This window comes from Halomicrobium katesii DSM 19301 (assembly GCF_000379085.1).
Lineage (GTDB): Archaea > Halobacteriota > Halobacteria > Halobacteriales > Haloarculaceae > Halomicrobium > Halomicrobium katesii.
This window is the reverse complement of the sequence record NZ_KB905378.1, coordinates 602,805-629,492: the sequence shown is the minus strand read 5'-3', so window position 1 is coordinate 629,492 and position 26,688 is coordinate 602,805. Positions and strand designations below refer to the sequence as shown.

Below are 26,688 nucleotides of genomic sequence, written 5' to 3'. Positions count from 1 at the left end.
TCGTGTCGCGCGCGCTCTCTGAGCACCTCAGGGGCTCCTCTGTCCCCCGATCGGCACCGATTCCGGTGGTGTGAGCGGGCCGCGAACGCGGTTCGACCCGTGTCACCGCGTGCCAAATCGCAGGACGGCGTCGGGGCGGCCTACGGACGCTTTCGAAATCGTTTTATGAACTACCGCGCAAAGACTCCGATATAGCGCCTCTGCGCGTGAGATACAACAATGAGCGACCGACACCAGAACCTGGCCATCATCGGCCACGTCGACCACGGAAAGAGTACGCTCGTCGGACGACTCCTCTACGAGACAGGGTCCGTCCCCGAGCACGTCATCGAACAGCACAAGGAAGAAGCCGAGGAGAAGGGCAAGGGCGGCTTCGAGTTCGCCTACGTCATGGACAACCTCGCCGAAGAGCGCGAACGCGGTGTCACCATCGACATCGCCCACCAGGAGTTCAGCACCGACGAGTACGAGTTCACCATCGTCGACTGTCCCGGTCACCGCGACTTCGTCAAGAACATGATCACCGGTGCGAGCCAGGCCGACAACGCGGTCCTCGTCGTCGCCGCTGACGACGGTGTCGCACCCCAGACTCGCGAGCACGTCTTCCTGGCACGCACGCTGGGTATCGGCGAGCTCATCGTCGGCGTCAACAAGATGGACCTCGTCGACTACAACGAGGCCGACTACGAACAGGTCGTCTCCGAGGTCGAAGATCTGCTCAAGCAGGTCCGCTTCGGCACCGAGGACGCCAGCTTCATCCCGATCTCCGCGTTCGAGGGCGACAACGTCGCCGAGGCCTCTGAGAACACGGACTGGTACGACGGCGATATCCTGCTCGAAGCGCTCAACGACCTGCCCGAGCCGGAGCCGCCGACGGACGCGCCGCTGCGCCTCCCGATCCAGGACGTCTACACGATCGACGGCATCGGTACGGTGCCGGTCGGCCGTGTCGAGACCGGTATCCTGAACGTCGGCGACAACGTCTCCTTCCAGCCCAGCGACGTGGGCGGCGAGGTCAAGACCGTCGAGATGCACCACGAGGAAGTCCCGAAGGCAGATCCCGGCGACAACGTCGGGTTCAACGTCCGTGGCATCGGCAAGGACGACATCCGCCGCGGTGACGTCTGTGGCCCGGCCGACGACCCGCCGACGGTCGCCGAGACCTTCCAGGCCCAGGTCGTCGTCATGCAGCACCCGTCCGTGATCACGGCCGGCTACACACCGGTCTTCCACGCACACACCGCACAGGTCGCCTGTACGATCGAGTCCATCGACCAGAAGATCGACCCGTCCTCCGGCGAGGTCGCCGAGGAGAACCCGGACTTCATCCAGAACGGCGACGCCGCGGTCGTCACCATCCGACCCCAGAAGCCCCTCAGCATCGAGCCGTCGGGCGAGATTCCCGAGCTCGGGAGCTTCGCCATCCGCGACATGGGTCAGACCATCGCAGCCGGCAAAGTCCTCGACGTCAACGAGCGATAACGCATGTCCCAACAGGCACGCGTCCGGCTGGCAGGAACCAGCCCCGAGGACCTCGACGACATCTGCGGTGACGTTCGCGAGATCGCGAACAAGACCGGCGTCGAGCTCTCGGGCCCCGTCCCGCTGCCGACCAAGACGCTGGAAGTCCCCACCCGCAAGTCCCCCGACGGCGAAGGGACCGCGACGTGGGAACACTGGGAGATGCGCGTCCACAAGCGGCTCATCGACATCGACGCCGACGAACGGGCACTGCGCCAGCTCATGCGGATCCAGGTCCCGAACGACGTCTCCATCGAGATCGTCCTCGAGGACTGAGCGAAGCCTCTGGCTTCGCGATGGTCGGAAGATAACTGCGTCATCTTCCGGGACTGAGCAAACCGACAGTTTGCGAGGATCGAAAGACGGAATCGTCGTCTTTCGGGACTGAACGCGGCCACGACACCGCGTCCGCTCCGAACCAGCGTTCGGCGTCCGACAGTGACCTACTGTGTGACGGCTTCCCGAACGCCACTCTCACGCGCAGGGTTTAAACCGTTCCGCGCGCGAGTGGCCAACGCGGGCTCGTAGATCAGTGGCAGATCGCTTCCTTCGCAAGGAAGAGGCCCCGGGTTCAAATCCCGGCGAGTCCATCGCTATATCGGATCATCTCGAAGGTCCGTTTTTTGGCGTCTTCACGTACTTCAGGGCGACGTTTCCCCTTCGGTTGTGTGGAACGGACGACGTTCTGTGAGCGAATTCTGTCCGCCGCGGGAGTCGCTTGCTCGTCGTCCGACACAGTGCCGCCCCCGATCGTCGGCGAATAGCTACGCTTTTACTCGCAGCTGTCAGATAGCGTGGTATGGCCACTCATAGCGCTCGGCCCGGCGACGAAGACCGCGCGACACTCCCTGACGCCGTGCCGTTCGAACTCCCGATTCTGACGCGGCTGAGCTGGGAGCTGGGGGCGCTCGTCGATGCACCCGGGTGGGACCGGGTCGACGACACTGTCAGGTACTGACATCGCCGCGTGTCCGTGGCGAGGTCGCCGCTCCGGCCACTCTCTTTCCGTGGGTCAGGGGGGCCGTCAGGTGTCGAGATCCGGGCTCCACTCGGTCATCGCGAACAGGAACAGGGCGACGCCCAGAACGGTGACGAACAGCGACAGATCGAACAGCGGCGTCAGGGCGGGGACGATCCCGAGGACGATGTCGCTGGTGCCCACCAGGTCGAGGATGACGGCGATCGCGCCCGCCGTGGTGAGAAGCAGGCCGACGACGGCGACGGCGAGCAGTCCCAGTGGTGGGTCTTCGGCGGCGGTGTCGATGTCAGCGTCCATCACCGTGGGCTGGGAGTGCCACTCACCTATCGCTTGGGATCGACGGTCAAAAGAGTGCGACGGCTCCGACTCGTCTCGGCGTGGGCTCGACCCGTAGTGCCCGTTACTGGGAGATGCCGTACGTGTCGCCGGTCCAGTCGCGAGCGGGATGGTCGTAGACGGGTTGGTCGCGGTCCCGGTCGTCGAGTCGCTCGCGGTCCTCGGCGGCCAGCTCCCAGTCGAACAGCGCGCCGTTTTGGCGGACGTGTTCCGGCGAGGACGATTTGGGGAGGACGACCACGTCCTGTTCGACGGCCCACTTCAGGACGATCTGTGCCGGTGACTTGTCGTAGGTCTCGGCCAGCTCCTGGATCACCGGGTCGTCGAACACCTCCGTCCGGGCGAGCGGTGCGGCGGCCTCGATCACGGTGTCGGTCTCGCGGCAGTAGTCGACGAGATCGGGCCGCTGGAGGTAGGGGTGGAACTCGATCTGGTTGACCGCGATGGGAACGTCGCTGACGTGGTGCGCACAGCTGAGCTGGTAGGCGCTGAAGTTCGAGACGCCGACGTTGCGGATCAGCCCGCGGTCGTGCAGCGTCGCCATCGCGTTCATCGTCTCGCGCAGCGAGATCGCGGGGTTGGGCCAGTGAACGAGATACAGGTCGAGGTAGTCGGTCCCGAGTCGCTCCAGCGAGGCCTCACACGAGGCGATCACCGACTCGTAGTCGAGGTTCTTGGGCAGGACCTTCGAGGTGAGAAACAGCTCTTCGCGGTCGTAGTCGGCCAGTACGTCGCCGATCTCGTCTTCGTTTTTGTATCCCTCGGCGGTGTCGACGTGGGTGTAGCCCGCGTCCAGTCCGGCTCGGACCGAATCACGGAGCGTGTCGCCGTCGATGTTCCAGGTTCCGACGCCGAGGGTCGGAAGCTCGTCACCGCTCGGGAGCGTACGCGTTGGATGGGACATCGTCTAGGATGGGAGTACACGTGGTGTTAATCGTTGTGCATGCAGCGAACGGGACGCCGTCTCACGGCCTCGACGCCGGTCACTCCTCGGCGTAGGGCCAGTTCGGGTCACGTGGCGCGTCGGCGGGCCGTTTTGTCTGATCTGCGGCCTCGGGCGTGCAGGCACCGTGTTTCTCGAAGTTGGTGCGGGCGTCGCTGAGCGAGACGTGGTTAGTGTCGCTGACGTACTCGGCGTCGCCGAACTGGACGGGGTCGTCGAGCCAGTGACACACCGGACAGACCTCGTAGGAACCCGGGTGGCCTTCCGGCAGCGTCCGGTAGCCACAACACGGGCAAAAGCCCAGCTCGCGGGAGGCAGGGTTCCCTGGCGAATCGGTCGACATACTCTGCGGTATGTCACGACACACCAAAGAACCACGGGATCGTTCTACCGGTCCGTGCTCAACCCGCGCTACTCCTCGCTGGCGTCGACTTTACTGGCGTACTTCTCTAACTCGGCGGCCATCTCGCGGGCCTGGGCCGGCGACAGCGACACGGTGTCGGCGTGGGGCTCGACGGCGTCGACCTCGGTGTTGTCCATCTCGAGTTGTACCTCGACGGCGTCGGGGTCCTCGCGCGTGTCCGTACTGACGTTCAACACGGCGTAGGCGTCGTCCTCGAAGCCGTGCCCCTCGACGCGTCCTTCCAGCAGGTCGAAGGTCGTGTACGCGTTGACCCGCATGATCCGATCGACCATATGCTGTACAGTAGCGGCTCGAACTTATAGCGTCGGTGACTGCCGATCCGTCGCCGACATTGCACGATCGACGGCGACGCTCGTACGGACGGTTGTAGCGATTTACCGGTGAGGGGCTACCCGTCCTACTCACCGATACGCAGCGACAACCTTCCGTATCACTCCTCGTCGTCTGTGCCGCCGAGCGGGCCTCCGATCGAGTACAGCAAGAGTCGATAGAGGACGAACGCACCGCCAGCGAACAGCACGAGGTCGATGAGGTACAGCTCGACGAGTTCGAGCGGCGTCAGCTCGTTCAACACGAGCTCGCCCGTAAGAATCAGAAACTCCAGGGTCGCGACGATGATCAGTGCGGGCACGAACAGCACTGCGAGGCCCAGCGCGATCGTCTTGAGGTTGCTCCGACCGCCGTCAGATGCCATGCGAGAGCGTTCGCGGGCCAGTACAAAAGAGCTACCTACACGCCGACGACCGTCAGTCGTCGGACGGCAGCGGCTCGTCGTTGGCGTCGGTCGGTGCCGGCGAGGACTGCATGTCGCTGTCCTCGGCGTAGGGGTACCAGGTCATCTTCGTGTTGCCCAGGTACGGATCGTCGTAGCTCGTCTCTTCGGGATCTGCCAGGGACTGCAGGGCCTCCTCGTCGCGGTCTGCGACGAACTCGCGGAAGGTCTCGTCGCCCTCGCGCTCGGCCTCGAAGGCGTCGAGGAGGTTCTCGATGTAGCCCGGCACTTCGTCGGCGGCGACGCGCATCTCGACCCAGTCGGCGAACTGGGGGTTCTCCCCGAGTCCGCCGCCCAGGCCGATGTCGAATGCCTCGACCGGTTCGCCGTCCTTGCGGGTCTTCATGCCCCGCAGCGAGATGTCGGCGATCTGGGGCTGGGCACAGGAGGCCGTACAGCCCGAGAGGTGGATGTGGAAGTCCTCGACGCCCCCGGGCAGCGAGACGTTGTCCTTGAGCCAGCGGGCGTAGCGGACCTGTCGGTTCTTCGTCTCGACGATCGACAGCGAACAGAACTCTGTCCCCGTACAGGCGATCGAGCCCCGCATGAACGGATGGGGATCGGGCGAGTAGTCGTCCAGCAGCGGCTCGTCGAGGAACGCGTCGAGGCGGTCACTGTCGACGTCCGTGACGATGACGTTCTGGCGCTGGGTCAGCCGGACCTCGCCGGAGCCGTACTCCTCGGCGATTTCGGCCAGTTCGTACACGTCGTCGACGCCCATCCGACCGACGAGGACGTTCAGGCCGACGTAGTAGTTGCCGTCGGGCTGTTCGTGGACGCCAACGTGGTCGCCGTGCTCGTTGCCCCCGGCGTTGTATGTGTACTGGTCGCGCATGTCCTCGCCGGCCCGCGGAAGCTCGAAGTCGACGAACTCTTCCTGGAGGACCGACCGCATCTTCTCGGGACCCCACTCGTCCATGAGGAACTTGATGCGGGCGTTGAACCGGTCGTCGCGGTCGCCGTACTCGCGGAACAGTGCGGACATCCCGTGACCGATGTCGGCCGCCTTCTCCGGTGGCACCCACACGTCGATGTCACGCGCGAGGCGGGGCTCCTTTCGGGAGAGGCCGCCGCCGACGCGGACGTTGAAGCCGAGTTCGCCGTCTTTCTCGGCTGGCTCGTAGGCGAGGTCGTTGATGTCGCCCTGGCCACAGCCCTGATCGCAGCCCGTGACCGAGACCTTCCACTTGCGCGGGAGGTTCGCGTAGTCGTCGTCGCCCTTGAACGTCTCGTGGAGGTCTTCGGCGATCGGCCAGGCGTCGATGTGTTCGTGTTTGTCCTTGCCGGCGACGGGACAGCCGACGATGTTTCGCCAGGAGTCACCACAGGCCTGCTGGGTCGAGAGACCGACGGATTCGAGCAGTTCGAAGATCTCCGGGACGTCCTCGATCTTGATCCAGTGGAGCTGGATCGACTGGCGGGTCGTCCAGTCACAGTAGGCGTCGCCGAACTCCGGGTTCTCCTCGGGGCCGCGGGCGTACTTGTCGGCGACCTCCGCGATCACTTCCAGCTGTCCGGGCTCGATGACGCCGTTGGGCGTCCCGATCCGCATCATGAAGTACGACTCTTGCCCGGAGCGCTGGTGGTACAGGCCCCACCACTTGAAGCGCTCGAACCAGGCGTCGTGTTCGTCCTCGGGAATCGCGTCCCAGCCCTCTTCGGCAAACTCCATGAGGCGGTCACGGATCTCGTTGCCATACACCTCGTCCTTCCAGTTCTCGACTTTCGTCGGCATGGTTAGTGTACCTCTATTCTTGGGACCCACCCATATACAACACGCCTTCTCGACAAGGCTCCCCACCTCTCCCCGCAACAGGATAATGTTGCCTACTGTTCCGGGTCGGCCAGTCGGTGGCGCTTCTCCGGGATGTGGACGCTGTCGTGGACGACACCGTAGAACTCGCCCGATTCGGGGTCGATGACGCGTCCGACGGTGAGCCAGTCGGTCACGCCCTCCGTTCCACAGGCGATACATCGACCGGCGATACGGGCCTGAATATTCGGGGGATCGACGCCCGTATCGACGAATCCTTCGGCGAGGAAATCGGTCGGTTCACACCTGCAGAACTCACTTTCCGCCAGCAACCACAGGTCGCTGACGTTCACCTCTCGGGAGTCGTTGACGCTGATCCAGGCCCCGTCGTCGAGCTGGTGAACGTCGGTCGTCATTAGATGCCATTAGATCCGCGGGCCACGTCAGTCGTTCGGCGTAGCCAAGTTTCGCCGCAACTGCGACGATCCCCGCTCCCTCCGTCGGTCCATGAGGGTATCTGTCACTGTCCGGCACTCGTGGTCCGCCGTCGGAGACAGCCACAAATGTTGCCGGCAAACGGGAGTGGTGGAAGGGATTACGGGTGAGAGCGGCTTTATGCGGCTGTAGGTAGTACGGGTGAGTACCGAAACACCGCGCTCACTGGCGCGATGCACAAACCAATGACAGACGCACAACAGAGTTCACGCGAAGACGCCGAAGCCGAAGAGCCAGCGACCGACCACCTCGACGATGTCGAGGACGGATGCGGTTGTACCGAGATCTGGGAGCACCTCTCGGAGAACCGAGACGACGCTGCCGCAGACGACTGAGTCGCTGTGAGACGCGTCCCGACGTGTCCCGACACACGTCGGACCGGACCCTTTTATCGGACCGTTCCCAACAGAGAGTGATGACTGCCGATGGCCGCGACGGCCCCAGCCACGCCGAGCGCGAGTCGCCGGTCGGGAAGCCGGTCATCCGCGGTGACCCTTCCCTGACCGGCCAGCGCGCCCAGGAGGCCGTGGAGTTCGACCCCGACGACCCCGAGAGCCTCGAACTGGCCGCACGAACTGTCCGGGCCTTCTCAGAGAACACTGCTGGTGCCGACGACAACGTCTACATGCTCCGCGGTGCGGCCGCCTGTGCCGCGCTGGTCCGGGGCGAGGGATCGTACAAGGCCGCCGCCGAACGCGCCGGGGGCGACGCCACCGTCTCGTTTATCCGCAAGTGGTCTCGCGTCCACGATCTCCCGCGCTCGATCCGCCGTCACGTCGCCATGGGACACATCGCTCCCACCGCGGCCAAACACGTCGCTCGGGTCGGCGGCGAGGCCCGCCTCCAGCTCGCCTGGGCCGCGCTCGACCACGAGCTGACCGTCCGACAGGTCCGATCGGTCGCGAGCGACGTCAACGAGGGTCAGTCGGTCGCCAGCGCGCTCGAAGCCGAAGGAGTCCGACTGGGCGAACTCGAACTCGAACTCGATCCGGCCGTCTACCGCGAACTGCGTCGGCGCGCGGCGCTCGACGGGGAGTCGCCCGGCGCGGTCGTCAGTGAGCTGCTGGCCGACCGACTGGACTGATACGGCTTGCCGGATCTGTGAAACGCACGCTCTCAGCCCGATTCTGTCACAGACGGAGCCTCGCCGGTCTCATACGGACGGTTGTAGGCGTTTACCCAGTCGACCGCACGACGGCATGCGGTCGATCTGGTAAAGACCTACAACTTTCCGTATCATACTACCGGCTGTAACGTCGTGCAGTATCAGTCGTCGGAGTGTGCCTGCTCGAAGGGCCGTGGCGGCAACAGCAGCTCTTCGAGTTCGGCCATGTGCTTGACGTTGTACAGCAGTTGCAGCTCGTCGCTCGTCGGAATCCCGTTGCAGGCCAGCTGAAAGCCCCGGTCGACCATCTCGTCGGGCAGCACGTGATCGACGCGGGTCGTCAGCGCTCCGGACAGGACGACGACCGCGCAGTTGGCACACGCCCCGCCGCGGCAGGCGAAGGGCCAGGCGAAGTCGTTCCGCTCTGCGGCCTCCAGCACCGACTCGCGGGGGTGGACGCGGAAGCTCCCGTAGTCGTCGTCGTCGAGCCCGGCCCCGGCCGCCTTCTCGAAGAGGTCGTCGTCGTCCGCGTGCCAGCCGTGATCGTCCAGTACCTCGTAATTGAGATACTCCACGCGCGGGTGAATCGAGCCGCCGTCGTCGCTGTCGTCGTCGGCACGCTGTCGCTCGGTGCCGTCGGCCTCGCCAGACAGGATCCGCTCGTACGCGGCCCGCACCGACTGGAAGGCCTCCAGCGAGCCGCCGTGGTCGGGATGGGTCTCTTTGACTCGCTCCCTGTAAGCGCGCTCGATTGCCTCGTCGCTCGCGTCCGGGTCGACGGCGAGAACTTCGAACGGGGACGCCACGCCCGCTGCTAGTGGTATGGTGGGAATAAACCTTCGCCCTACACTGTTTTTGCGCCGACGGCGGCCGCCGACTCCCACCCACCTCCGGGAGTACGTTCGCTCACTCCCCGACCGGCTCCAGGTCGGGCTCGAACAGCGCCTCGACCCGGCAGTCGAAGTAGGCGGCGAGCGTGAACGCCAGCGCCAGCGACGGATCGTAGCGCTCGCGTTCGACCGCGTTGATCGTCTGTCGTGAGACGCCGACGGCTGCTGCCAGTTCGCCCTGGCTCAACCCCTCTCGTTCCCGGTAGGTGGCGATCTCGTTTTTCATGCTCCTCGCTGGCTCACTCGTACTGTCGCTTCACGAACCAGTGGACGGCTCCGAATACGAGGATCAACAGGAGGTACCCCCAGAGGGCACCCCGGACGGCGGCGGGAGCGGTGTAGACGCCGGTCGTCGAGAGGACCACGTCCGCCGGCAGACCGAGTATCGTCACGACGGTGACGAACAGCAACGTCGTCTGACTCGCCTCGCGCTCCATCCGCCGTTCGAGTTCGTCGCCGACCGACACGGGCGACTGCCAGTACCCGACGGCCATCCCGAGACAGCCCAGCCAGTACAGTCCCAGTCCCGCGAAGAGCACCACGGCTCTGTCGGTCAGCATCCACAGCGCGGTCGCGACGAAGAAACTCACCACGCCGAAACCGACCGACCTGTTGATCCACTGGCTGTACTGCTCGCGCTTCTCGACTCGCTGTCTGGCAGTGAGTTCCTCGCTCATGGGTATCGGTGTAAAGCACCCTTTACAGTAAAGCATACTTTACATCTTTATAAAGCTACCGCTCAGACGCAACTCCCGGTCGCCGCTCACGTCGTCACTGTCCGCGAGAGCGCCAGCGGTGGTCGTCGCTCCGCCCCGACGGTCTCTCGCTGACGACGAACAACTCCGTCACTCGTCGGTCTGGTAGAGCCCGAACACACACTCTAACCCGAACACGACGACTGCCATCGTGACGGCCTGTCCGACGAGCAATCCACTGCCCAACACCGCCCCGACGACGAGGACACCGAGTCCCGTCGCCGTCCCCAGTATCGCCGCGTACGGCACGCGAGACAGGTCCCGCAACCACGCGTCGACGCGGTCGTACAGTCGCATCGCTGTCTCCATACGCTGCACACGACCACGACGCGGAAATAGCTTCTCCGGAGCTGCGGGGCGGTGTTCAGATAAGAGAGAGAGTAGGGTCATTCAGTGTCTACAACTCAGAAGATGCAGCGGCTTCTCTGAACACCACCCTCGTCTGCGGGGCAGATATTATAAGTGGGACGGCGTGCAACCCCCGTACATGCTCGGTTCCCGGAGTTCCCGGGACGTCGTCACCTGTATCGCCTGTGGGGAGTCGGTCTCCCGGTCCGACGCGCGCGAGTACGACAAACACGGCGACCGCTGGGACCGGACGGACAAGGAGTTCGAGTACCTGTGCAAGCCCTGTCACAGCGACCTGACCCACCAGCCACGGCCCGGGCTGGAGGACCTCCTCGAAACGGTCGAAGCAGACGCCGACGATCGGGACTCGTTCCTCCGGCGGTACGTCGAACTGGCCGAAGAGAAGCGGCGATAACGGCAGTCGTCCTTTCGAGCGCGCCTCGTTGTTCGCGGATTGCCGCTCTGTACCGCACAGCTGCGCTGCTCGCGGTTCACGTCGTTCACCGCGCCTCTCGCTGCTCGCGTGTCGCCCACTCCGTTCGCTCCCGCTCGCAATAACGAGGGCCGTCGCTCGTTCTCTCACGGCTCCAGACCGTCGCCGTTCGAGCTTTCCGAGACCCCTCGCTGCGCTCGGGCTCTCGACACTCCCTCACAACGCCTATCTGTCCACTCCCCGTATCCGATGCTATGAGTAACGAGGACGCGCAGGCCGAGGCCGGCACGCCGGAGGGGCAAGGCCCCGTCGAGATCGACGAGGAGATGGCTCGCCACATGGCCAACAAGCGCGAGGAGCTGTTCGAGAAGTTCGAGATCCGCGACGCGTTCCCCCCCGAGGTGATGGAGGAGGCCGAAGCGCGGACCACCGACGTGCAGGCCGAGATCGCCGACGAGGTCGACGATCGCGAGGACCTGCGAGAGATGACGACGTGGACGACGGACCCGATCGACGCGCAGGACTTCGACGACGCCATCTCCGTCGAGGAACGAGACGACGAGTACGTCCTGTGGGTCCACATCGCCGACGTGACCCACTACGTCAACCCCGACACCGCGATGTGGGAGGAGGCCGTCGAGCGGGGCAACACCGTCTACCTGCCCGGCTACACCATCCACATGCTGCCGCCGATGCTGGCCGAGACGGTCTGTTCGCTCGTCCCCAACGAGGATCGGCTGGCCCACACCGTCGAGATGCACCTCGACAAGGACGATCTGGGCTACGAGGAGATCGACATCTACAAGTCGGTGATCCGCAGCGACGCCCGGCTCACCTACACCGAGGCCGAGCGCCTGCTCGACGAGCCAGAGACGGCCGAGGAGCTACTCGAAGACCAGCGCGTCGACCTGGCGGAAAAGACCGAACTCATCTGGAACCTCGCGGACGCGATGCACGAGCAGCGCAAGGAGGAGGGGTCGCTCGTGCTCAACCCCGCCCGCGACCGCGCCCACACGATCATCGAGGAGTGCATGCTCAAGGCCAACAAAGCCGTCACACACGAGCTGATGTGGGATCGCGGCGTCGAGGCGATGTACCGCGTCCACCCCCAGCCCAGCCCCGAAGAGTGGGACGAGGCCCTCGTCGAGATCCAGGACCTCGACGGCGTCTCGATCCCCGGCGACGCCTGGGACGACCCACGGAAGGCCGTCAACGCGACGCTGGAGCAGGCACCGGGCCGACAGCTGGACAAGATTCAGTGGGCCGTCATGAAGGTGATGCCCCGCGCGAAGTACATGAACGACCCCTTCGGCGGCCACCACGCCCTGAACTTCGAGATCTACGGGCACTTCACCTCGCCGATCCGGCGGCTCTCGGACCTGATCAACCACTGGATCGTCTACACGAACGACGTGCCGGAGGACCTGATCGCGCTGTGTGATCGCGCCAGCGACAAGCAGAAGGCAGCCGAGACCTGCGAGCGCGAGTACAAGCAGTTCCTCGAAGAGATCGGTCTCGATCCGTCTGCGGTGAACAATCGCGGGCTGGAAGTAGTGGACGAGGACTGATCGACCCGGCGAGCAGTCCGTTGTGCGAGTCGTCGATCAGTGCGATCGCGGACGACGGCTCACTCCGCAGACTCGTCGGTGCGGTCGAGGTATCGCGTGCCCCACTCGTCCATCGCCGTGACGACCTGCTCCAGCTCTTCGCCCCACTCCGTCAGCGAGTACTCCACCCGGACCGGCTTGTCGTCGATGACGGTTCGGTGGACGATATCGCGTTCCTGTAGGTCGTCGAGGCTCTCGGAGAGGACCTTGTCCGAGATGCCGTCCACGCTCTCTTTCAGGTCGTTGAAACCGAGCGGTCCGTCGCGCAGCAACTCGACGACGATACGCGGGTGCCACTTTTTCCCCACGATCGCCGCCGCCGCAGTCAGTGGGCCCATATCGTGTCCCCCGTTGCCCACCGAGTACTCGTCCCCCGTTCTGTCCATGCAGTGTACGGCGGGCCCCCGCCAAATAAATACTGCAGTTCTCGGAGGGTATTTTTCACGGTTCGAAGTGTGGAACGTCTGTCAGTGGGTGAACGCGAGCTAAATAATATTAAAATTATATAGGAGTTATTCGAGAGTGTGTTGAGTGACTACGTGGTGTGTTCGGAGTGGTTTATCGGCGTAGGATTTTAGTGAGAATCGCGCATAGAGACACACGAGGAGGTGAATCGTGATGACTGCCAGTACGAAACGGAAAATTCCTCGGAACGGTAATCGAACTGCGCTGTCGCGATACGACCTCGTGCTGGCCGTCATTCCGACGGCCTTCGTCGTCGCGCTGCTGTCGAACGTCCTCTTTGGTATCCCGCTCCGCACGGTGTTGCCGGCCAGTTCGCTGGTCGGCGTCCTCGCACTCGCCGACACGCTGTACGTCAATCCGCCGATCGACGGGAGCTGATACTACCGGCTGTAAATCTGTCACGGATGTCGCCACCTCGGGGTGGCGAATATCCGAACGAAGGTACAGCCGGCAGTACGAGACGGGCGAGCGAGTCACCACTGTCTCGCGCGTCGGGATCGCGCAGTGATCGGTGCGTCGACGAGGCGGAGACAGACTGCAAGCGAGCGCGGACGGAGAGCGATCTCGCCAACCTGGTTGGGCACACGTTTTATGAGTCTGGTTGCCGTATATAACAATCACGTGACCATCTCACTCTCGTCGGTCGACCGTTTCAATCCCGACGAGGCAACCGGATTCGACGACTGGCACCGCGCCTGTAGATCCCGACAAAATGCACTTCCAATGGTAGACACTGACGATATCAAGACGAGTAAATCGATTCAACAGCGCACTGGCCGGACCTTCCACCTGGCGACCCGCGTCCTCCCCAAGCGGATCCGCCACGCCACGTACGTCCTCTACGCGTTCTTCCGGGTGGCCGACGACGTGGTCGACCAGCCCGACGGCCCGGGGCCGGCGGTCCAGCACGAGCGCCTCGAAGAGATCCGAGAGGCCGCCCTCGGTCACGCCTCGGCGACGGGCGACGACGCGGCGGTGCTGGAAGCGTTCGCGGAGTTGCGCGAGCGTCACGACATCCCCGAGGAGGAGGTCAACGTCTTCATCGACGCGATGGAGATGGACATCGCCCGGGCCCGCTACGAGACGTTCGACGACCTCGTGGAGTACATGCGCGGGTCTGCCGTCGCCGTCGGCAACATGATGATGGACGTGATGGACGTTGACCAGCCCGAGACGGCACGGCCACACGCTGCGGCGCTGGCTGAGGCGTTTCAGCTGACGAACTTCCTCCGGGACGTGCGCGAAGATATCCACGAGTACGGTCGGGTCTACCTGCCCCAGGCGACGCTTTCGGAACACGGCGTCACCGAAGACGATCTCGCCGAGGCGACCGTCACCGACGACTTCCGGGCGGTGATGCAGACGGAGCTGGCCCGGACAGAACGACGGTACCACGAGGGAGTGGCCGGGATCAGATACCTCCCCGAGGACAGTCAGTTCGCCGTCCTCCTGTCGGCGGTGCTGTACGCCGAACACCACCGACTCATCAGAGCACGGGGCTACGACGTACTCACCGAGACGCCCGAGCTCACCCGTCGTCGTCGGCTCTGGCTGCTGGCCCGGACCTGGTGGCACTGGCGTCGCCACCACGATCCCGAGGCCGCGTTCTACGCGGTCAGTGCGATCTCCGAGCCGTCGCCCGCCGCGGAGACGCCGGTCGGCGTCCGAGATTCGAGCCAGCCGGCCTGACGCCCCAGACAATCTACAGCGCCGGTCCGGAGGTTCGGCTGCCGCGTTTTACCGGACGCCAGCACGTGAGCGGCCGCTCCTCGTCGGTGGGTTCGATCGGCGAAGAGAGAGCGGAAAACGAGCGAGAGTTACTTTCCGCGGCCGCGGTTGCTACGGAGGCTCGGGCGGACGTGTTCGGCACCCTTGCCACGCGTGTCCAGTCCGCGGTTGCGCTTGCCGGCACCGGTCAGGCCGCGCAGCGCGCGGTCGGTGTGGTCGTCGTCTGCGATCCAGCCCAGGTCGTCGTCGTTCTGGATCGCGGGGTGTTCGGGGTCGACGAGGATGATCTCGTGCCACTTCTGGCGGCCGTCTTCCCCGACCCAGTAGCTGTTGAGCACGCGGAGGTTCGGGTACGTGCGGGTGGCCCGTTCCTCGGCGACGCGCTGGATGTCCTTGCGGCGCGTGATGCGGGTGACGCCCTGGCGCTTCGAGCGTCGACCGGCCTTGAATCGCTCCTTGCGAGCCCCGCCCTTGCGGACGGACGTTCGCACGACGACGACGCCTTGCTTTGCCTTGTAGCCCTGCGAGCGGGCCTTGTCGAGGCGGGTCGGGCGTTCGATGCGCTCGATAGCGCCCTCTTCGCGCCAGTCCTGCTGTCGCTGCCACTGGAGTTCGGCGAGCTTGCCGTCGTCCGGGTTCTGCCACGCTTCTCGAATGTAGGAGTACGAACTTCGTGCCATGTGTGTATCACCACGGGCGTTGCGTGGTTCAACGCCGGAATCCTCCGGAGTCACATCCCGACCTGTACGACCCGTCGATCGGTCCATGCAGGTGCCCGCTGGTGCCCGTCGTCCAGCGAGTTACCCACTGCTTCCCGGCTTGCGCCCTTAAGCCATTCGAAGCTGATCGAGACGGTCTCCTGCGTGACCACCAACACGCTGATTGCCGGCCGGTCGCAACGGATGGTATGCGCGTCGTCACGCTGCTGCCGTCGGCGACCGAGATCGTCTACGCGCTCGGCGTCGAGCCGGTCGGCGTCTCCCACGAATGTGACTATCCCCCGGCTGCCGGGGAGCAGCCCTCGGTGAACCGCTCGCGGGTCGATCCGACGGCCGCGAGCGGCGAGATCAACGAGCAGGTCGCCGCCGCGGAGGAGGAAGGCGTCTACGCCATCGAACGAGAGACCCTGGCGTCGATCGACCCCGACCTGATCGTCACGCAGGGCGTCTGTGACGTGTGTGCCGTCGGTCACGTCGTCGTCGAAGACGCGGTCGCAGAGCTGGGTCTCGATGCGGAGGTGCTGACGCTCGACGTACACTCCCTCGCCGACCTCTTCGAGTCGATCCAGCGCATCGGAGACGTACTCGGCCGTGGCGAGCGGGCGAGCGAGCTGGTCGGCGACTTGCGCTCGCGGGTGGCCGCGGTCGAGACGACGGCCGGGCGAGCCGAGTCGACGCCGAGCGTCGCCGTCCTCGACTGGACGGAGCCGGTCATGGTCGCCGGCCACTGGGTGCCCGAGATGGTCGCCAGCGCCGGTGGCGAGTACGGGCTGGAGTCGGCGGGCGCACACTCGCGGCCCCGCCAGTGGGACGAGATCAGGGCGTACGATCCCGAGCGACTGATCGTCTCGCCCTGCGGGTTCGACCTCGCACAGATCCGCGAGAACCTCACGGACCTGACCGAGCGGCCGGGGTGGGCGGAGCTGTCGGCAGTCCGGAACGGGCACGTCACGCTCGTCGACGGCCACCACTACGTCAACCGGTCGGGACCGCGCCTCGTCGACACGCTGGAGTTCCTCGCCTGGGCGATCCATCCGGACCTGTTCGATCGACCGCCGAGAGACGCCGTCGGCGAACTCGAAGCGGTCCAGCACTGATACGGATTATTGTAGCGATTTACCGGTGATCGTCGCCACGGAGTGGACGATCACCGGTAAGCAACTACAATAAACCGTATGGGACCGGACCGCCCGACGAGCGGCGAGCGGGCCGTCAGTCGTCGGCAGACTCCGAGAGCGAGCACCGACCGTCGTACGCCGCTTCGGTCACCGAGGACAGCACCGGCTCCGACCCACAGACGGGGCAGTCCGGGTTCGGCGCGATCGGCACCTCGTCGACGCTCATCTCGCTCGCGTCGTACACGAGCAATCGTCCGTCGAGGCTCTCGCCCTCGTCGAGGAACCACTTGACGACCTCCGTCGCCTGGAAGCAGCCGATCGTCCCCGGCAACACGCCCAGCACGCCGGCAGTCGCACAGTCGGGGACCGCCCCCTCCGGCGGTGCCGACGGGAACAGGCAGCGATAGCAGGGACCCTCGCCCGAGAACGTCGTCACCTGGCCCTCGAAGCGATAGATCGCGCCGTGGGAAACCGGCGTTCCGGCCAGCGTGCAGGCGTCGTTGACCAGGTACCGGGTCCCGAAGTTGTCGGAGGCGTCGACGACGAGGTCGTAGTCGGCGATCAGCTCGTCGGCGTTGTCCCGCGTGAGTCGCGTCTCGTAGGCGTCGACGGTCACGTCCGGATTGAGGTCGGCGACGAACTCGCTGGCGCTGTCGACCTTCGGTCGGCCCACGTCGTCGTCGGTGTGAAGCACCTGCCGCTGGAGGTTCGACCGTTCGACCGCGTCGTCGTCGACGATGCCCAGCCGTCCGATGCCCGCGGCCGCGAGGTACTGCAGTACCGGCGATCCCAGGCCACCGGCACCGACGACGAGGACGCTGGCGTCCAGCAGTGCCGCCTGTCCGGACGGCCCGACGTCGTCCATGATGACGTGGCGCGAGTACCGGTCGAGCTGCTCGGGATCGAGATCGACCATGGCGAACGTGGACCGCCGAGAACAATAAGGCGTGCGCTACCGCTGGGCCTGCCAGTCGGCGACGAGTTCGTCGACGGCGCGGTTGATGTCTGCGATCTGTTCGGTCTGGTCGTCGGCTTCCTCGGCGATGGCGGCGGTCGACTCGGCGATCTCCTCGGCGGCGGCCGTCGCCTGATCGACCATGCTCGCGACTTCCTCGGTAGAGGCGGCCTGCTGGTCGGTCGCGCTCGCGACCTCCGCGATCCCGTCGTTGACCTCGCGAACCGCGTCGCCGATCTCGTCCAAGATCTCGACGGACTCCTCGACGGACTCGATACCCTCGTCGATCTCGGCGTTGGACGTTTCGAGGCTGTCGACGGCGTTGTCGGTGTTGCCTTGGATGCGACCGACCATCTGCTCGATCTCGCTGGCCTCGGACTGGGCCTGTTCGGCGAGTGACTTGACTTCGTCGGCGACGACGGCGAAGCCTTCGCCGGCTTCACCGGCACGCGCGGCCTCGATGGAGGCGTTGAGCGCCAGCATGTTCGTCTGGTCGGCGATGTCGTTGATCACCTCGACGATCTCGTCGATTTCCGCGACGCTTCGCTGGATCGTTCGGACGTCTTCGGTCACGCTGTCGGCGGCCCCCTGAATCCGCTCCATCGCGCCGTACACGTCCTGTGCGTTCTCCTGGCCCCGATCGGCCAGCTCCGTCGCATCCTGTGTCGCCGTCGAGACCTGTTCCGAGGAGGACGCGATCTCCTCGACGGCCGCGCTGAGGTTCGACACCTCTTCGGCGATCTGGCTCATCCCCTCGTGCTGTTCGGCCGCTCGGCCCCGAATGTCGTCGACTTCCGTCGCGATGTCCTCGGACGACGCCTGTAGTTCGGCGATCGAGGTCTGGATCTCGCTGGCGGCGTCGTTGTCGTAGCCCGCCTGCCGATCCACCCGCTGCCCGATCTGGTCGTCGATGTCCGTGTCGAGGTCCTCGTCGATGTCACTGGCTGTCGAGAGATCCGGCTCCGACTGGGGCTCGGTGTCTGACATTGGTAGCCGTTTATCCAACTGCGATTAAAAATGGTGTGCCCAACAGAATCAAAAGCGATACCGAAAGGCCAGATGTCGGCCACACGATCGAGACGTGCAGCGTCAGTGTCGTTGCCGGCAGTGTTAGCAGTCGTACAGGTCGCGGTACTTCGACTCGGCGTATTCGAGGAAGTAGTCGGCGGTGAAGGGTTCGCCGGTCGCTTCCTCGATGAGGTCGTCGGTCTCGTAGCGTGTGCCGTGGCTGTGGACGTTGTCCGTGAGCCACTCGTGGAGGTCGTCGAACTCGCCGTCGCGGAGCTGTCCGTCCAGATCGCCGATGTCGTCTTCGGCGGCGGCGAACAGTTGTGCGGCGAGCACCGACCCCAGGGAGTACGTCGGGAAGTAGCCGAAGGAGCCGTGGCTCCAGTGGATGTCCTGTAGGCACCCCTCGGCGTCGGTCTCGGGCCGGACTCCGAGGTACTCCTCCATCTTGTCGTTCCAGACCTGCGGTACCTCGGACACGTCGAGGTCGCCGTGGATCAGGTCCCGCTCGATCTCGAAGCGGAGGACGATGTGCATGTGGTAGGTCAGTTCGTCGGCCTCGACGCGGATGCAGTTGTCCGGGTGGACCGTGTTGGCCGCCTCGTAGTACTCTCGGGGCGTGGCCGACGTGGCGAGGTGGTCCTCGACAGTCGGGGCGAAGCCCTCCCAGAACGGCCGGGAACGTCCGACGTGGTTCTCCCAGAGTCGGGACTGAGACTCGTGGACCGAGAGGTCTCGGGACTCGCCCAGCGGCGTCCCGTAGTGCTCGTCGGGGAGCCCGAGCGTGTACGTCGCGTGGCCGAACTCGTGGATGGTCGAACTGAGCGCACCCAGCGGATCCTCGGGGTCGAACCGCGTGGTCACGCGGGCGTCGAACTGCGTCCCCGTCGAGAAGGGATGGGGTGCGGTGTCGAGTCGCCCGCGGTCCCAGTCGTAGTCCAGGTAGTCAAGCGCCGACCGAACGAGGTCCTCTTGGGCGTCCTCGTCGTAGCTGCCACCGGCGAAGGGATCGGCCAGCGTCACGTCGCTGTCTTCGATGTCGTCGATCAGCGGGACGAGCGTGTCGCGGAGGTCTTCGAGTGCCGCCTCGGCGGTGTCGAGCCCGAGGTACGGCTCGTACTCCTCGAACAGGACCGCGTACGGATCTCGGTCGGGGTCGATGGCCGCGGCGTACTCGCGCTTGAGCTGGACCAGCTCTTCGAGCGTGTCGGCGTAGATCTCGAAGTCGTCCTCGGCTTTGGCTTCCTTCCAGACGGGCAGCGCGTTCGAGGTGGCCTCCGAGATGTGCTGGACGAGGTCGCTGGGCACCTTCGCGGCGCGGTCGTGCTGGCGGCGAATCTCGCGGACGACCGCTTCCCGCTCGGGATCGAGGTCCGATCCCTCCAGTTCGCCCAGCCACTCGGCCACGTCGTCGTCGGTCAGGAGGTCGTGCGAGAGCGTCGACAGCGCCGCCGACTGCTTCGAGCGGGCGGGCGTTCCCTCCTCGGGCATCATCACTTCCTGATCCCACTGGAGGACACCGGCGGCGTCGCCGACGTACGTCAGCTGCTCGACGTGAGCGCGGAACTGCTCGTAGGTGTCGGGCGTCTCTGCGTCGTCAGCGTCGGCTTCCGTTGCCATGCAACTGTGTTACAACGGCCGTCGTATAATCCCCGCGACGAGGGAAAGATTCACAGCCTCTCTGGTCGGGCCGTCGGTATGGAACGCGAGACCGTCGATAGCGGCACCGACTGGGAAGCCGAAGTGGGCTACTCTCGCGCCGTTCGCGTCGGCGACCGAATCGAGGTGTCGGGGACGACCGCCACCGACGAGGCGGGCGAGATCGTCGGCGTCGGCGATCCGTACGCACAGGCAGCCAAGGCGATCGAGAACATCGAGACGGCGCTGGAGACCGCCGGAGCGGGGCTCGAAGACGTGGTCAGGACGCGCATGTTCGTCACGGAGATCGAGAACTACGAGGCCGTCGGCCGTGCTCACCGCGAGGCGTTCGGCGACGTGCGGCCGGCGACGAGCATGTACGAGATCGAGCGCCTCGTCGATCCGGACCTGCTCGTCGAGATCGAAGCCGTCGCGATCAGCGAGTGAACGCGCCGGCCACGTGACGACGACCCGAGCGGAGCGAGCCCCCTCGACGGCGGTGTCGATCCCCCAGTTTCACGACCGATAACGAGGGAGGGAGTCGTGGGAAATATCGATTCTGTGTATGGTTTTTGAGTGATGCCTGCTGATACATTTGATGACGCCAGCAGGATCAATGAGATCTGCTGAGCAAGTTCATTGGGGCGAATTACCGCTTGGCTGTCTACAGTTCTATCCCAGCCGTAAGTCTACTGAGGAACGTTCGAAAGTAGAAGCGAAATACCGCGCAGAACGGATTGATATCTGCCCATTTGAGCCCCATCGTCTTCCAACATCTATTTCTAGTAGATTAAAATATTTCTAACTATTCGATACATGTATATGTGTCCACTATTTATGATCATTTGTAATGACAGATAGTAATAGTGTGAATGAGGTTGACATAGATAAGCGTGAACTATTAAAGGCCATTGGATCAGTGGGTGCAACCGGTGGATTCCTATCATCCACCGCATCAGCAGGACAAATCGAAGAAGAAGAGGTTGATCTGGATGAGTTTGCAACAAAACCAATATATGAGTTAGCTATTGACGTGATTGAGCATCCTAAACACTCAATGCTGGCTTTCACCACGTCAGTGATTGATGAAAGCCTTGGACTTTACATCGCCACGGGTGTGTCTAAGCCAAAGAATTCCTATCTCCCTCGAGAGGGTACCCCACCAGGTCGGCGTGCCACGGAGGTAATCAAAGTAGCGGAAGCCAAGACTGGCGCTATAATGCAACTCGAATGGCACAGCAAGACCGAAATTAGCTACTGGGAAGCTGGTGAGATAATTGCCACTGATGTTTTAGATATAACCAATAAATTAGATACCGAAAATAATGGGCGGCGGTCACACAGGAACAATTCCAAAGGCCCATCGGTGGAAATCCAGTCTCAGCCTTCGGATCGAAAAAAGAGAGTTGTGAGTAAGCAGACTGCTCCAGACTCTCTCCAAGGTATTATCGAAACACAATCCGAAACACCATCTACTGAAATAACTACGCAACAGTTTGATCCATCCCGCTGTAACATTCCAAAGCTACCACAGGTCGGTATTGAAGAGTGTCAGGATGCTGGTGCATTCGGTGAGTTTTGTGCAAAAACTACCTCAATAGGCTGCATGAGAAAGCAATGCTCATGGGGTAAGACACCACCGCTACTTTCAGTCCCTGTGACGATTGCTGAAGGAAATGTTGGTGATGGAAAGGTTTATATTGACATGTGGGCTGGATTGGAGATCACAGATTCAGGAAAATATTGCGTTTGGCTAGGCAGTGAAGCTGCTGGCGTTTGCGTGACGGATTGCTACCGAGACCGTCCTGATACGGCTGAAGCAACTAAGCTTGCAGAAGATTTCGTTCCTGAAATAGATCTTTTTGGGGCCGCCAAATTTGTCGGTGAAGTGATTGTCACTCTGATAGCACTAATTATACTTGCTATCGTTGCAGCGGCGGCAGGGATAACCGGTGTAGGTGCATAGAGAACAAAGACAATATTATTGATCGCAGATCAAACAACCATATATCACATTCCAGAATAATGAGAAAGCTCCTGCTGCTCGCTTTTGCGCATATTGTAATTATAGCAACGATTTGGTTCCCGGAAAATTTTCTAAGTGATGTATTTCAAACTTGGCTGGTGATCGTGGGCTTCACTATTTGCCCAGTTTTAATTTCGGCTATTCTGTGGAATCTGGGTCGAACTGAATGGAAATTCGCCCGTTCAAAAATTCACCCCCCCATCGTTTTACTTGTACTTACTGCTATGATTAATGGAGTTTCTCTTCTAATTACCGTGTCTCGGATAATTGAATTGGTGATTCTTCTCGCTATTCTTCTTTCACTTCTTGCTGAAGCACGAGGTCTTTTTTATGCTTATAAGCAACTGTCGAGGAGGGGTTGATTACGATTAGGGACATTCGACTTCCACTCAGCATGGTCCTGGCCCTCGCCTTCGTCGTGCTCGCCCCAGTCGTTCTCACCGCCACAGTCTACGGGATTGCGCTGGCTGCTCTGGGGGAACCACTCCTCGCCGGAGCTGTCGCACTCGTCTGTGGTGCCATGCTCCTCATACTGCCGGCTGTACCTTCGTGAAGATCTTCGCCACCCCGGGGTGGCGAAATCGCTCACAGATTTACAGCCGGTAGTATCAGTACGGAACTCCTGTTCGGCGAGCACTTCTTCGAACGAATTTCGGACGACTCAGACCGAAGAAGAGACGACGAACAGCTGGAACAGGTCATCCAGCGCTTCTCTCAGCAACGGGGTATCGCTCCGCCGACGTTGCTCGTCGAGATCGAAGCCGTCGCGATCAGCGAGTGAACGCGCCGGCCACGTGACGACGACCCGAGCGGAGCGAGCCCCCTCGACGGCGGTGTCGATCCCCCAGTTTCACGACCGATAACGGGGGGAGCAGTACTATAACTGTTCATCTGATTGGTACTAGTCATGGCACCGCATCACACAGGCACCTCGCAACTGCTCCACGTCGGCGAGCGCGAGACGTTGCTTCGGGAGGCGAGCGGCGCAGTCGACGCCGGAGGCGGCGACGTGGCGGTGACGACCGTCGGCAGTATCGAGGCGGCCGGCGAGCAGATCGACCGCGGGAACGTCGACTGCATCGTCTACGAACACGGTGCCAGCGGGGAGGAACCGGAGTCGCTCCGGAAACTGGCCGATCGAGCGAGCGCGACGCCCTGGCTGTTCCTGACGAGCGACGAGACGGCCGTCGACGACGCCTTGGGAGCCGGTGCGAGCGACGTGGTCGTCCTGCGTGAAGACGCCGGCCGACGGCTGCTGTCTCGGCGACTGGAGCATATCCTCGCCCGAGAGCGGTCCGACGAGCGCGACGCACGGGAGACGGGAGCAGGAGACACCGAGACGTTGCGGTCGGACCGGGCTGCGACCGATCTCCTGCTGGACACGCTCGACGACGTGTTCTACCTCGTCGGCACCGACGGGACGCTCGAACGGTGGAACGAGAGCCTCAAGACCGTCACCGGCTACTCGGACGCGGAGCTGGCGGAGATGAACGCGATCGCTCTCTTCGAGGAGTCGGACCGAGAGCGGGTCGACGAGGCCGTCGCCGAGACGCTCGAAACCGGATCGTCGAGCGTCGAGGCGTCGTTCGTGACCACGGACGGAGAGACGATCCCCTACGAGTTCACCGGTGCGAGACTCGCTGACGACGGCGACGTGCGCGGGCTCGTCGGAATCGGACGCGACATCTCGGAGCGCAAGGCCCTCGAAGCGGAACTCCGACGGAAAGCGAGCCTGCTGGATCACATCTTCAACCAGGTGCCGACCGCGCTGTACGTCAAGGACACCGAGGCCCGTCACGTCCGGATGAGCGAGTTCCACTCCGACGCCGATGGAACCCTCGGAAAGACGGACCCGGAGATCTACGGCGAGACGGAGTACACCGAGTCGACGTACGCCGACGACATGCGGGTCATCGAGGAGGGGGATCGGATCATCAACCAGGAGGAGTTCAATCCCAGAACCGGCGAGTGGTCGCTCACGTCGAAAGTCCCCTGGCGAACGGAGGACGGCGAGATCCAGGGACTGATCGGCGTCACCCGCCTCATCACGGAGAAAAAGGAGTACGAACAGAAGCTGAACCTCCGGAACCGGGCGATAGCGGAGGCACCGATCGGAATCACGATCCACGACGCGATGGAACCACCGGGCCGAATCGTCTACGCGAACGACAGCTTCCAGTCGCTGACGGGCTACGACGAGCCGGCGCTCGACGGGGAAGACCTCACGATACTGGCCGGTGCGGAGACGGAGCCCGACCAGCTCGATCGACTCGACACCGCGTTCCACGACAGCGAGTCGAGGTCGCTCGTCGCACTCCTCTACCGGCGGGACGGAACGCCGTTCTGGGGCCGGATCACCGTCGCTCCAGTGACCGACGACGACGACGAGGTGACGCACTTCGTCGGGTTCCTCCAGGACGTGACGGAGACCAAAGAGCGGGCAGAAGAGATCGAGCGACGACTCGACGAGTTCGGCGAACTCATCGCAGAGGAGCTACGGACACCGCTACAGCGTGCCGAGCAGTCCGTCGCGACGATCGCCGACCCCAGTCAGCAGGCTGCCGTCGAGAACGCAGTCGAGTCGATTCGGCGGGCCGACAAGCTCGTCGACGACCTGGCGACGGTCCACTCGTTCTCGGTCAAGTCACGCGACGTGTTCGAGACGGCGTCGACGAGCCAGAGCGAGGACCGATGAGACGGTGCGCTCGCCCGAAGACAGCCAGAGACACCTGAGAGAACCACCGATGAACTTCCCGGCAGACAGCGTCGTCGTCTTCGAGGAAAACAGGACGCGCGGAGAGCTGTACTCGCTGTGGCTCGACGAGTACGACGTAGACGTGGCCGCGACCAAACAGGAGGCCGATGCGACACTGGACGGGGCCGTCGTCGTCGCCGTCCTGAACCAGGGGTTCGCGGACGGTGCCGCCTCGAAGCTGCTGGAGATCGTCCGGTCGCGCGCACCGCTCTGTCGCGTCGTCGCGACACGGGAGCGGTCGGACCCGTTCCCCGAACTCAACGTGGACCACCAGCTCCTCAAGCCGGTGTTCGAAGAAGAGCTGGTCGATCTCGTCGAGACGCTGCTCTGCCGGTCGAACTACCATCTCGCACTGAGCCGGTACTACCAGACGAACGTGGATCTCTCCTCGTTCGAGATCCACGACGGCGACCACCCGCCCGACAGAACGGAGTACGACGAACTCCAGCAGCGGGCCTCCAAGCTACAGAAGTTCATCGCCGGCCTGACCAAGGAGATGGAACAGGAGGACATCCGCGCAGTCAAGCGCGACATCCTCCTGGAGCGCGACATCGAGGAGACACACAGCACGGAGAAAATCGACAGCAAGTACCGGCCCAGGAAGTGTACGAACTGCGGTCAGCGGTGGGACGGCAACGCCGACGGAGAGCCCGGCGTCACACAGCTCGGTGCGTACGTCTGGCGGTGTGGGGGCTGTGGCCACGTCCAGATGGCCGCCGACCCGAGCCACCAGCACGTCAACCGCTGGTAGCCGGCGACACGCGAGAGACAAACGAGAGCCGTTACCGCGCAATCTCACTCGCTACGTCGCGGTAGATCGCCACACAGCGCTCTAGCACGTCGATCGAGACGGACTCATCTGCGGTGTGGGCCTCGCCGGGCTGGGCCGGCCCGACGACGACGCAGTCGGTCCCAGCGCCCGCGAGGGTACCGGCGTCGGTCGCGTGGGGCTTGACGACGTGTTCGGGCGCGCCGTCCTGTGTGGCGGTGGCCGCGTCCAGCACGAGATCGGCGAAAGCCTCGTCCTCGCAGGCCATCGGCGGGAGGTCCTGATCGACGGTCCACTCGACGCCGTCGATCGCCTCGACGCGTTCGATGGACGCGCGCTCGCCGGGCACCGTCCGCTCGTCGACGGTCACCGCACACGATTCGGGAATGACGTTCCACGCGCTCCCGCCGTCGATCTCCGTGACGGCGACGCTCCCGCGGACCTCGTGGCCCATGACCGTCGTCGACGGGAACGAGAGGTCCCGCACCACGTCGACCGCGTCGCTGGCCCGATAGATGGCGTTCTCGCCGCTCTCGACCTCGCTGGCGTGGGCGGCCGTTCCCGTGGCTTCGATCGTACCGCCACGGCGGCCCTTGTGGGCGACGGCAACGTCCGTGACGCCCTCGGCGGAGTAGCCCGTCGAGCCCTCGCCGACGACGGCGTAGTCGGGCGCGAACCCGTCGTCGACCGCGGCCGCCGAGCCCAGACAGCCAGATTCTTCGGCGACGAACGAGACGAAGACGAGTTCGCAGTCGAGGTCGGTCGCGTCCCGAAACGCCAGCATGGCGGCGGCGACGGCACCCTTCATGTCGGCGGCCCCGCGGCCGTAGAGGCGGCCATCGCGTTGCGCGACGCGGTAGGCACCGTCGTCGATCTGCGAGTCGTCCGGCGGCACCACGTCGTGGTGGCCCGCCAGCGCGAGCGACGCCCCGCCCGCCCCGTCGCGGGCCACAGAGTCCTCCGCGAGATCGACGCCCGGACCCTTGCGCGCGAAGACGTTGCCGTGCTCGTCCCGGAAGACGGCGCTGTCGGTGTGCTCTCGGAGCCACTCCTCGATGTAGTCGCCCGCGGCGGCCTCGTCCTCGTGGCTCGGGATCGAGACCAGCTCGCGGGTCAGGTCGGCGACGTGCATACCCGAACAGAGAG

33 protein-coding genes and 1 tRNA gene are annotated in these 26,688 nt (G+C 63.9%); 17 read left to right on the top strand and 17 right to left on the bottom strand.

Features of this window, described 5'->3' with window-relative positions; all coding sequences use genetic code 11:
• The first annotated feature begins 219 nt into the window (after nt 1–219).
• The 4 genes from tuf (at nt 220) to HALKA_RS21280 (ending at nt 2,479) form a co-directional block, all read left to right on the top strand.
• Nucleotides 220–1,482: a translation elongation factor EF-1 subunit alpha gene (gene tuf / locus HALKA_RS0103260; protein ID WP_018256648.1), complete on the top strand. Its 1,263-nt coding sequence runs from the start codon at nt 220–222 to the stop codon at nt 1,480–1,482.
• A 3-nt stretch (nt 1,483–1,485) separates the two neighbouring features.
• Nucleotides 1,486–1,797, top strand: coding sequence for a 30S ribosomal protein S10 (gene rpsJ, locus HALKA_RS0103255; RefSeq protein ID WP_012808023.1), 312 nt, complete (start codon nt 1,486–1,488; stop codon nt 1,795–1,797).
• A gap of 242 nt (nt 1,798–2,039) precedes the next feature.
• Nucleotides 2,040–2,111: transfer RNA gene (locus tag HALKA_RS0103250), tRNA-Ala, on the top strand.
• A 209-nt stretch (nt 2,112–2,320) separates the two neighbouring features.
• Nucleotides 2,321–2,479 (top strand): hypothetical protein, encoded by a 159-nt coding sequence (locus HALKA_RS21280; protein WP_018256647.1) that lies wholly within the window; start codon nt 2,321–2,323, stop codon nt 2,477–2,479.
• A 66-nt stretch (nt 2,480–2,545) separates the two neighbouring features.
• On the opposite strand, the gene HALKA_RS0103240 is transcribed toward HALKA_RS21280, so the two are convergent.
• The 7 genes from HALKA_RS0103240 to HALKA_RS0103210 form a co-directional block, all read right to left on the bottom strand.
• Entirely contained in the window at nt 2,546–2,797 is a 252-nt protein-coding gene (locus HALKA_RS0103240) for a hypothetical protein (RefSeq protein ID WP_018256646.1), read from the bottom strand.
• Nucleotides 2,798–2,900: 103 nt separating this feature from the next.
• A complete protein-coding gene (locus tag HALKA_RS0103235; RefSeq protein WP_018256645.1) occupies nt 2,901–3,740 on the bottom strand; it encodes an aldo/keto reductase in 840 nt (279 codons plus the stop codon).
• Nucleotides 3,741–3,819: 79 nt separating this feature from the next.
• Complete coding sequence (locus tag HALKA_RS0103230; RefSeq protein WP_012807965.1) at nt 3,820–4,122, bottom strand: CPCC family cysteine-rich protein; 303 nt, start codon at nt 4,120–4,122, stop codon at nt 3,820–3,822.
• A gap of 68 nt (nt 4,123–4,190) precedes the next feature.
• The gene (locus tag HALKA_RS0103225) at nt 4,191–4,475 is read right to left on the bottom strand and encodes a DUF6360 family protein (RefSeq protein WP_018256644.1); all 285 of its coding nucleotides are present in this window, start codon (nt 4,473–4,475) and stop codon (nt 4,191–4,193) included.
• A gap of 158 nt (nt 4,476–4,633) precedes the next feature.
• Complete coding sequence (locus HALKA_RS0103220; protein ID WP_018256643.1) at nt 4,634–4,897, bottom strand: hypothetical protein; 264 nt, start codon at nt 4,895–4,897, stop codon at nt 4,634–4,636.
• 52 nt (nt 4,898–4,949) lie between these two features.
• The gene (locus HALKA_RS0103215; protein WP_018256642.1) at nt 4,950–6,710 is read right to left on the bottom strand and encodes a nitrite/sulfite reductase; all 1,761 of its coding nucleotides are present in this window, start codon (nt 6,708–6,710) and stop codon (nt 4,950–4,952) included.
• 92 nt (nt 6,711–6,802) lie between these two features.
• Nucleotides 6,803–7,144 (bottom strand): DUF8134 family protein, encoded by a 342-nt coding sequence (locus tag HALKA_RS0103210; RefSeq protein WP_018256641.1) that lies wholly within the window; start codon nt 7,142–7,144, stop codon nt 6,803–6,805.
• Nucleotides 7,145–7,408: 264 nt separating this feature from the next.
• Between HALKA_RS0103210 and HALKA_RS21275 the strand changes: the two genes are divergently transcribed.
• On the top strand, nt 7,409–7,558 hold the full coding sequence (locus HALKA_RS21275; RefSeq protein ID WP_018256640.1) for a DUF8595 family protein: 150 nt from the start codon (nt 7,409–7,411) through the stop codon (nt 7,556–7,558).
• A gap of 80 nt (nt 7,559–7,638) precedes the next feature.
• Complete coding sequence (locus HALKA_RS0103200) at nt 7,639–8,307, top strand: DUF7119 family protein (protein WP_018256639.1); 669 nt, start codon at nt 7,639–7,641, stop codon at nt 8,305–8,307.
• A 182-nt stretch (nt 8,308–8,489) separates the two neighbouring features.
• Here HALKA_RS0103200 and fer read toward each other — a convergent pair whose 3' ends face one another.
• The 4 genes from fer to HALKA_RS0103180 all read right to left on the bottom strand — a co-directional run bounded on the left by fer (nt 8,490) and on the right by HALKA_RS0103180 (nt 10,282).
• Nucleotides 8,490–9,134 (bottom strand): ferredoxin Fer, encoded by a 645-nt coding sequence (gene fer / locus HALKA_RS0103195; protein WP_018256638.1) that lies wholly within the window; start codon nt 9,132–9,134, stop codon nt 8,490–8,492.
• A gap of 100 nt (nt 9,135–9,234) precedes the next feature.
• A complete protein-coding gene (locus HALKA_RS0103190) occupies nt 9,235–9,444 on the bottom strand; it encodes a helix-turn-helix transcriptional regulator (RefSeq protein WP_018256637.1) in 210 nt (69 codons plus the stop codon).
• Nucleotides 9,445–9,457: 13 nt separating this feature from the next.
• Nucleotides 9,458–9,895, bottom strand: a complete 438-nt coding sequence (locus tag HALKA_RS19020) for a DUF2178 domain-containing protein (protein ID WP_018256636.1) — start codon at nt 9,893–9,895, stop codon at nt 9,458–9,460.
• A gap of 168 nt (nt 9,896–10,063) precedes the next feature.
• A complete protein-coding gene (locus tag HALKA_RS0103180; protein WP_018256635.1) occupies nt 10,064–10,282 on the bottom strand; it encodes a hypothetical protein in 219 nt (72 codons plus the stop codon).
• A 178-nt stretch (nt 10,283–10,460) separates the two neighbouring features.
• On the opposite strand from HALKA_RS0103180, the gene HALKA_RS0103175 reads away from it, so the two are divergent.
• Both HALKA_RS0103175 and HALKA_RS0103170 read left to right on the top strand, forming a co-directional pair.
• Complete coding sequence (locus tag HALKA_RS0103175; protein WP_012807801.1) at nt 10,461–10,736, top strand: DUF7562 family protein; 276 nt, start codon at nt 10,461–10,463, stop codon at nt 10,734–10,736.
• 272 nt (nt 10,737–11,008) lie between these two features.
• A complete protein-coding gene (locus tag HALKA_RS0103170) occupies nt 11,009–12,322 on the top strand; it encodes an RNB domain-containing ribonuclease (protein ID WP_018256634.1) in 1,314 nt (437 codons plus the stop codon).
• 59 nt (nt 12,323–12,381) lie between these two features.
• On the opposite strand, the gene HALKA_RS0103165 is transcribed toward HALKA_RS0103170, so the two are convergent.
• Nucleotides 12,382–12,747: a winged helix-turn-helix transcriptional regulator gene (locus HALKA_RS0103165; RefSeq protein ID WP_012807803.1), complete on the bottom strand. Its 366-nt coding sequence runs from the start codon at nt 12,745–12,747 to the stop codon at nt 12,382–12,384.
• A 232-nt stretch (nt 12,748–12,979) separates the two neighbouring features.
• On the opposite strand from HALKA_RS0103165, the gene HALKA_RS20735 reads away from it, so the two are divergent.
• Nucleotides 12,980–13,204: a DUF8015 family protein gene (locus HALKA_RS20735; protein WP_044956475.1), complete on the top strand. Its 225-nt coding sequence runs from the start codon at nt 12,980–12,982 to the stop codon at nt 13,202–13,204.
• A gap of 345 nt (nt 13,205–13,549) precedes the next feature.
• Nucleotides 13,550–14,515 (top strand): phytoene/squalene synthase family protein, encoded by a 966-nt coding sequence (locus HALKA_RS0103155; RefSeq protein ID WP_026190131.1) that lies wholly within the window; start codon nt 13,550–13,552, stop codon nt 14,513–14,515.
• Between the two features lie 128 nt (nt 14,516–14,643).
• Here the strand turns inward: HALKA_RS0103155 and HALKA_RS0103150 are convergent, their stop codons facing one another.
• Nucleotides 14,644–15,234: a 50S ribosomal protein L15e gene (locus tag HALKA_RS0103150; RefSeq protein ID WP_018256631.1), complete on the bottom strand. Its 591-nt coding sequence runs from the start codon at nt 15,232–15,234 to the stop codon at nt 14,644–14,646.
• Between the two features lie 227 nt (nt 15,235–15,461).
• On the opposite strand from HALKA_RS0103150, the gene HALKA_RS0103145 reads away from it, so the two are divergent.
• Nucleotides 15,462–16,370, top strand: coding sequence for a cobalamin-binding protein (locus HALKA_RS0103145; protein WP_018256630.1), 909 nt, complete (start codon nt 15,462–15,464; stop codon nt 16,368–16,370).
• 115 nt (nt 16,371–16,485) lie between these two features.
• Here HALKA_RS0103145 and ubaA read toward each other — a convergent pair whose 3' ends face one another.
• The 3 genes from ubaA to HALKA_RS0103130 all read right to left on the bottom strand — a co-directional run bounded on the left by ubaA (nt 16,486) and on the right by HALKA_RS0103130 (nt 19,974).
• On the bottom strand, nt 16,486–17,307 hold the full coding sequence (gene ubaA / locus HALKA_RS0103140) for an SAMP-activating enzyme E1 (RefSeq protein WP_018256629.1): 822 nt from the start codon (nt 17,305–17,307) through the stop codon (nt 16,486–16,488).
• 36 nt (nt 17,308–17,343) lie between these two features.
• Nucleotides 17,344–18,333: a methyl-accepting chemotaxis protein gene (locus tag HALKA_RS0103135; protein WP_018256628.1), complete on the bottom strand. Its 990-nt coding sequence runs from the start codon at nt 18,331–18,333 to the stop codon at nt 17,344–17,346.
• Between the two features lie 123 nt (nt 18,334–18,456).
• Complete coding sequence (locus HALKA_RS0103130; protein WP_018256627.1) at nt 18,457–19,974, bottom strand: carboxypeptidase M32; 1,518 nt, start codon at nt 19,972–19,974, stop codon at nt 18,457–18,459.
• A 78-nt stretch (nt 19,975–20,052) separates the two neighbouring features.
• On the opposite strand from HALKA_RS0103130, the gene HALKA_RS0103125 reads away from it, so the two are divergent.
• From HALKA_RS0103125 to HALKA_RS0103105, 6 genes are all read left to right on the top strand, one after another.
• Nucleotides 20,053–20,439: a RidA family protein gene (locus tag HALKA_RS0103125; RefSeq protein WP_018256626.1), complete on the top strand. Its 387-nt coding sequence runs from the start codon at nt 20,053–20,055 to the stop codon at nt 20,437–20,439.
• A gap of 403 nt (nt 20,440–20,842) precedes the next feature.
• Nucleotides 20,843–21,958 (top strand): hypothetical protein, encoded by a 1,116-nt coding sequence (locus tag HALKA_RS20730; protein WP_155119354.1) that lies wholly within the window; start codon nt 20,843–20,845, stop codon nt 21,956–21,958.
• A gap of 59 nt (nt 21,959–22,017) precedes the next feature.
• Complete coding sequence (locus HALKA_RS20725) at nt 22,018–22,380, top strand: hypothetical protein (protein WP_126967044.1); 363 nt, start codon at nt 22,018–22,020, stop codon at nt 22,378–22,380.
• Between the two features lie 32 nt (nt 22,381–22,412).
• A complete protein-coding gene (locus tag HALKA_RS21570; protein ID WP_018256625.1) occupies nt 22,413–22,571 on the top strand; it encodes a hypothetical protein in 159 nt (52 codons plus the stop codon).
• A gap of 354 nt (nt 22,572–22,925) precedes the next feature.
• Nucleotides 22,926–24,713, top strand: a complete 1,788-nt coding sequence (locus tag HALKA_RS0103110) for a PAS domain S-box protein (protein WP_018256624.1) — start codon at nt 22,926–22,928, stop codon at nt 24,711–24,713.
• A gap of 49 nt (nt 24,714–24,762) precedes the next feature.
• Nucleotides 24,763–25,524, top strand: a complete 762-nt coding sequence (locus HALKA_RS0103105) for a hypothetical protein (protein ID WP_018256623.1) — start codon at nt 24,763–24,765, stop codon at nt 25,522–25,524.
• 31 nt (nt 25,525–25,555) lie between these two features.
• On the opposite strand, the gene HALKA_RS0103100 is transcribed toward HALKA_RS0103105, so the two are convergent.
• Nucleotides 25,556–26,674 carry a M20 family metallopeptidase gene (locus HALKA_RS0103100; RefSeq protein WP_018256622.1) on the bottom strand — a complete coding sequence of 373 codons (1,119 nt, stop codon included), beginning with the start codon at nt 26,672–26,674 and terminating at the stop codon, nt 25,556–25,558.
• Nucleotides 26,675–26,688: the final 14 nt, after the last annotated feature.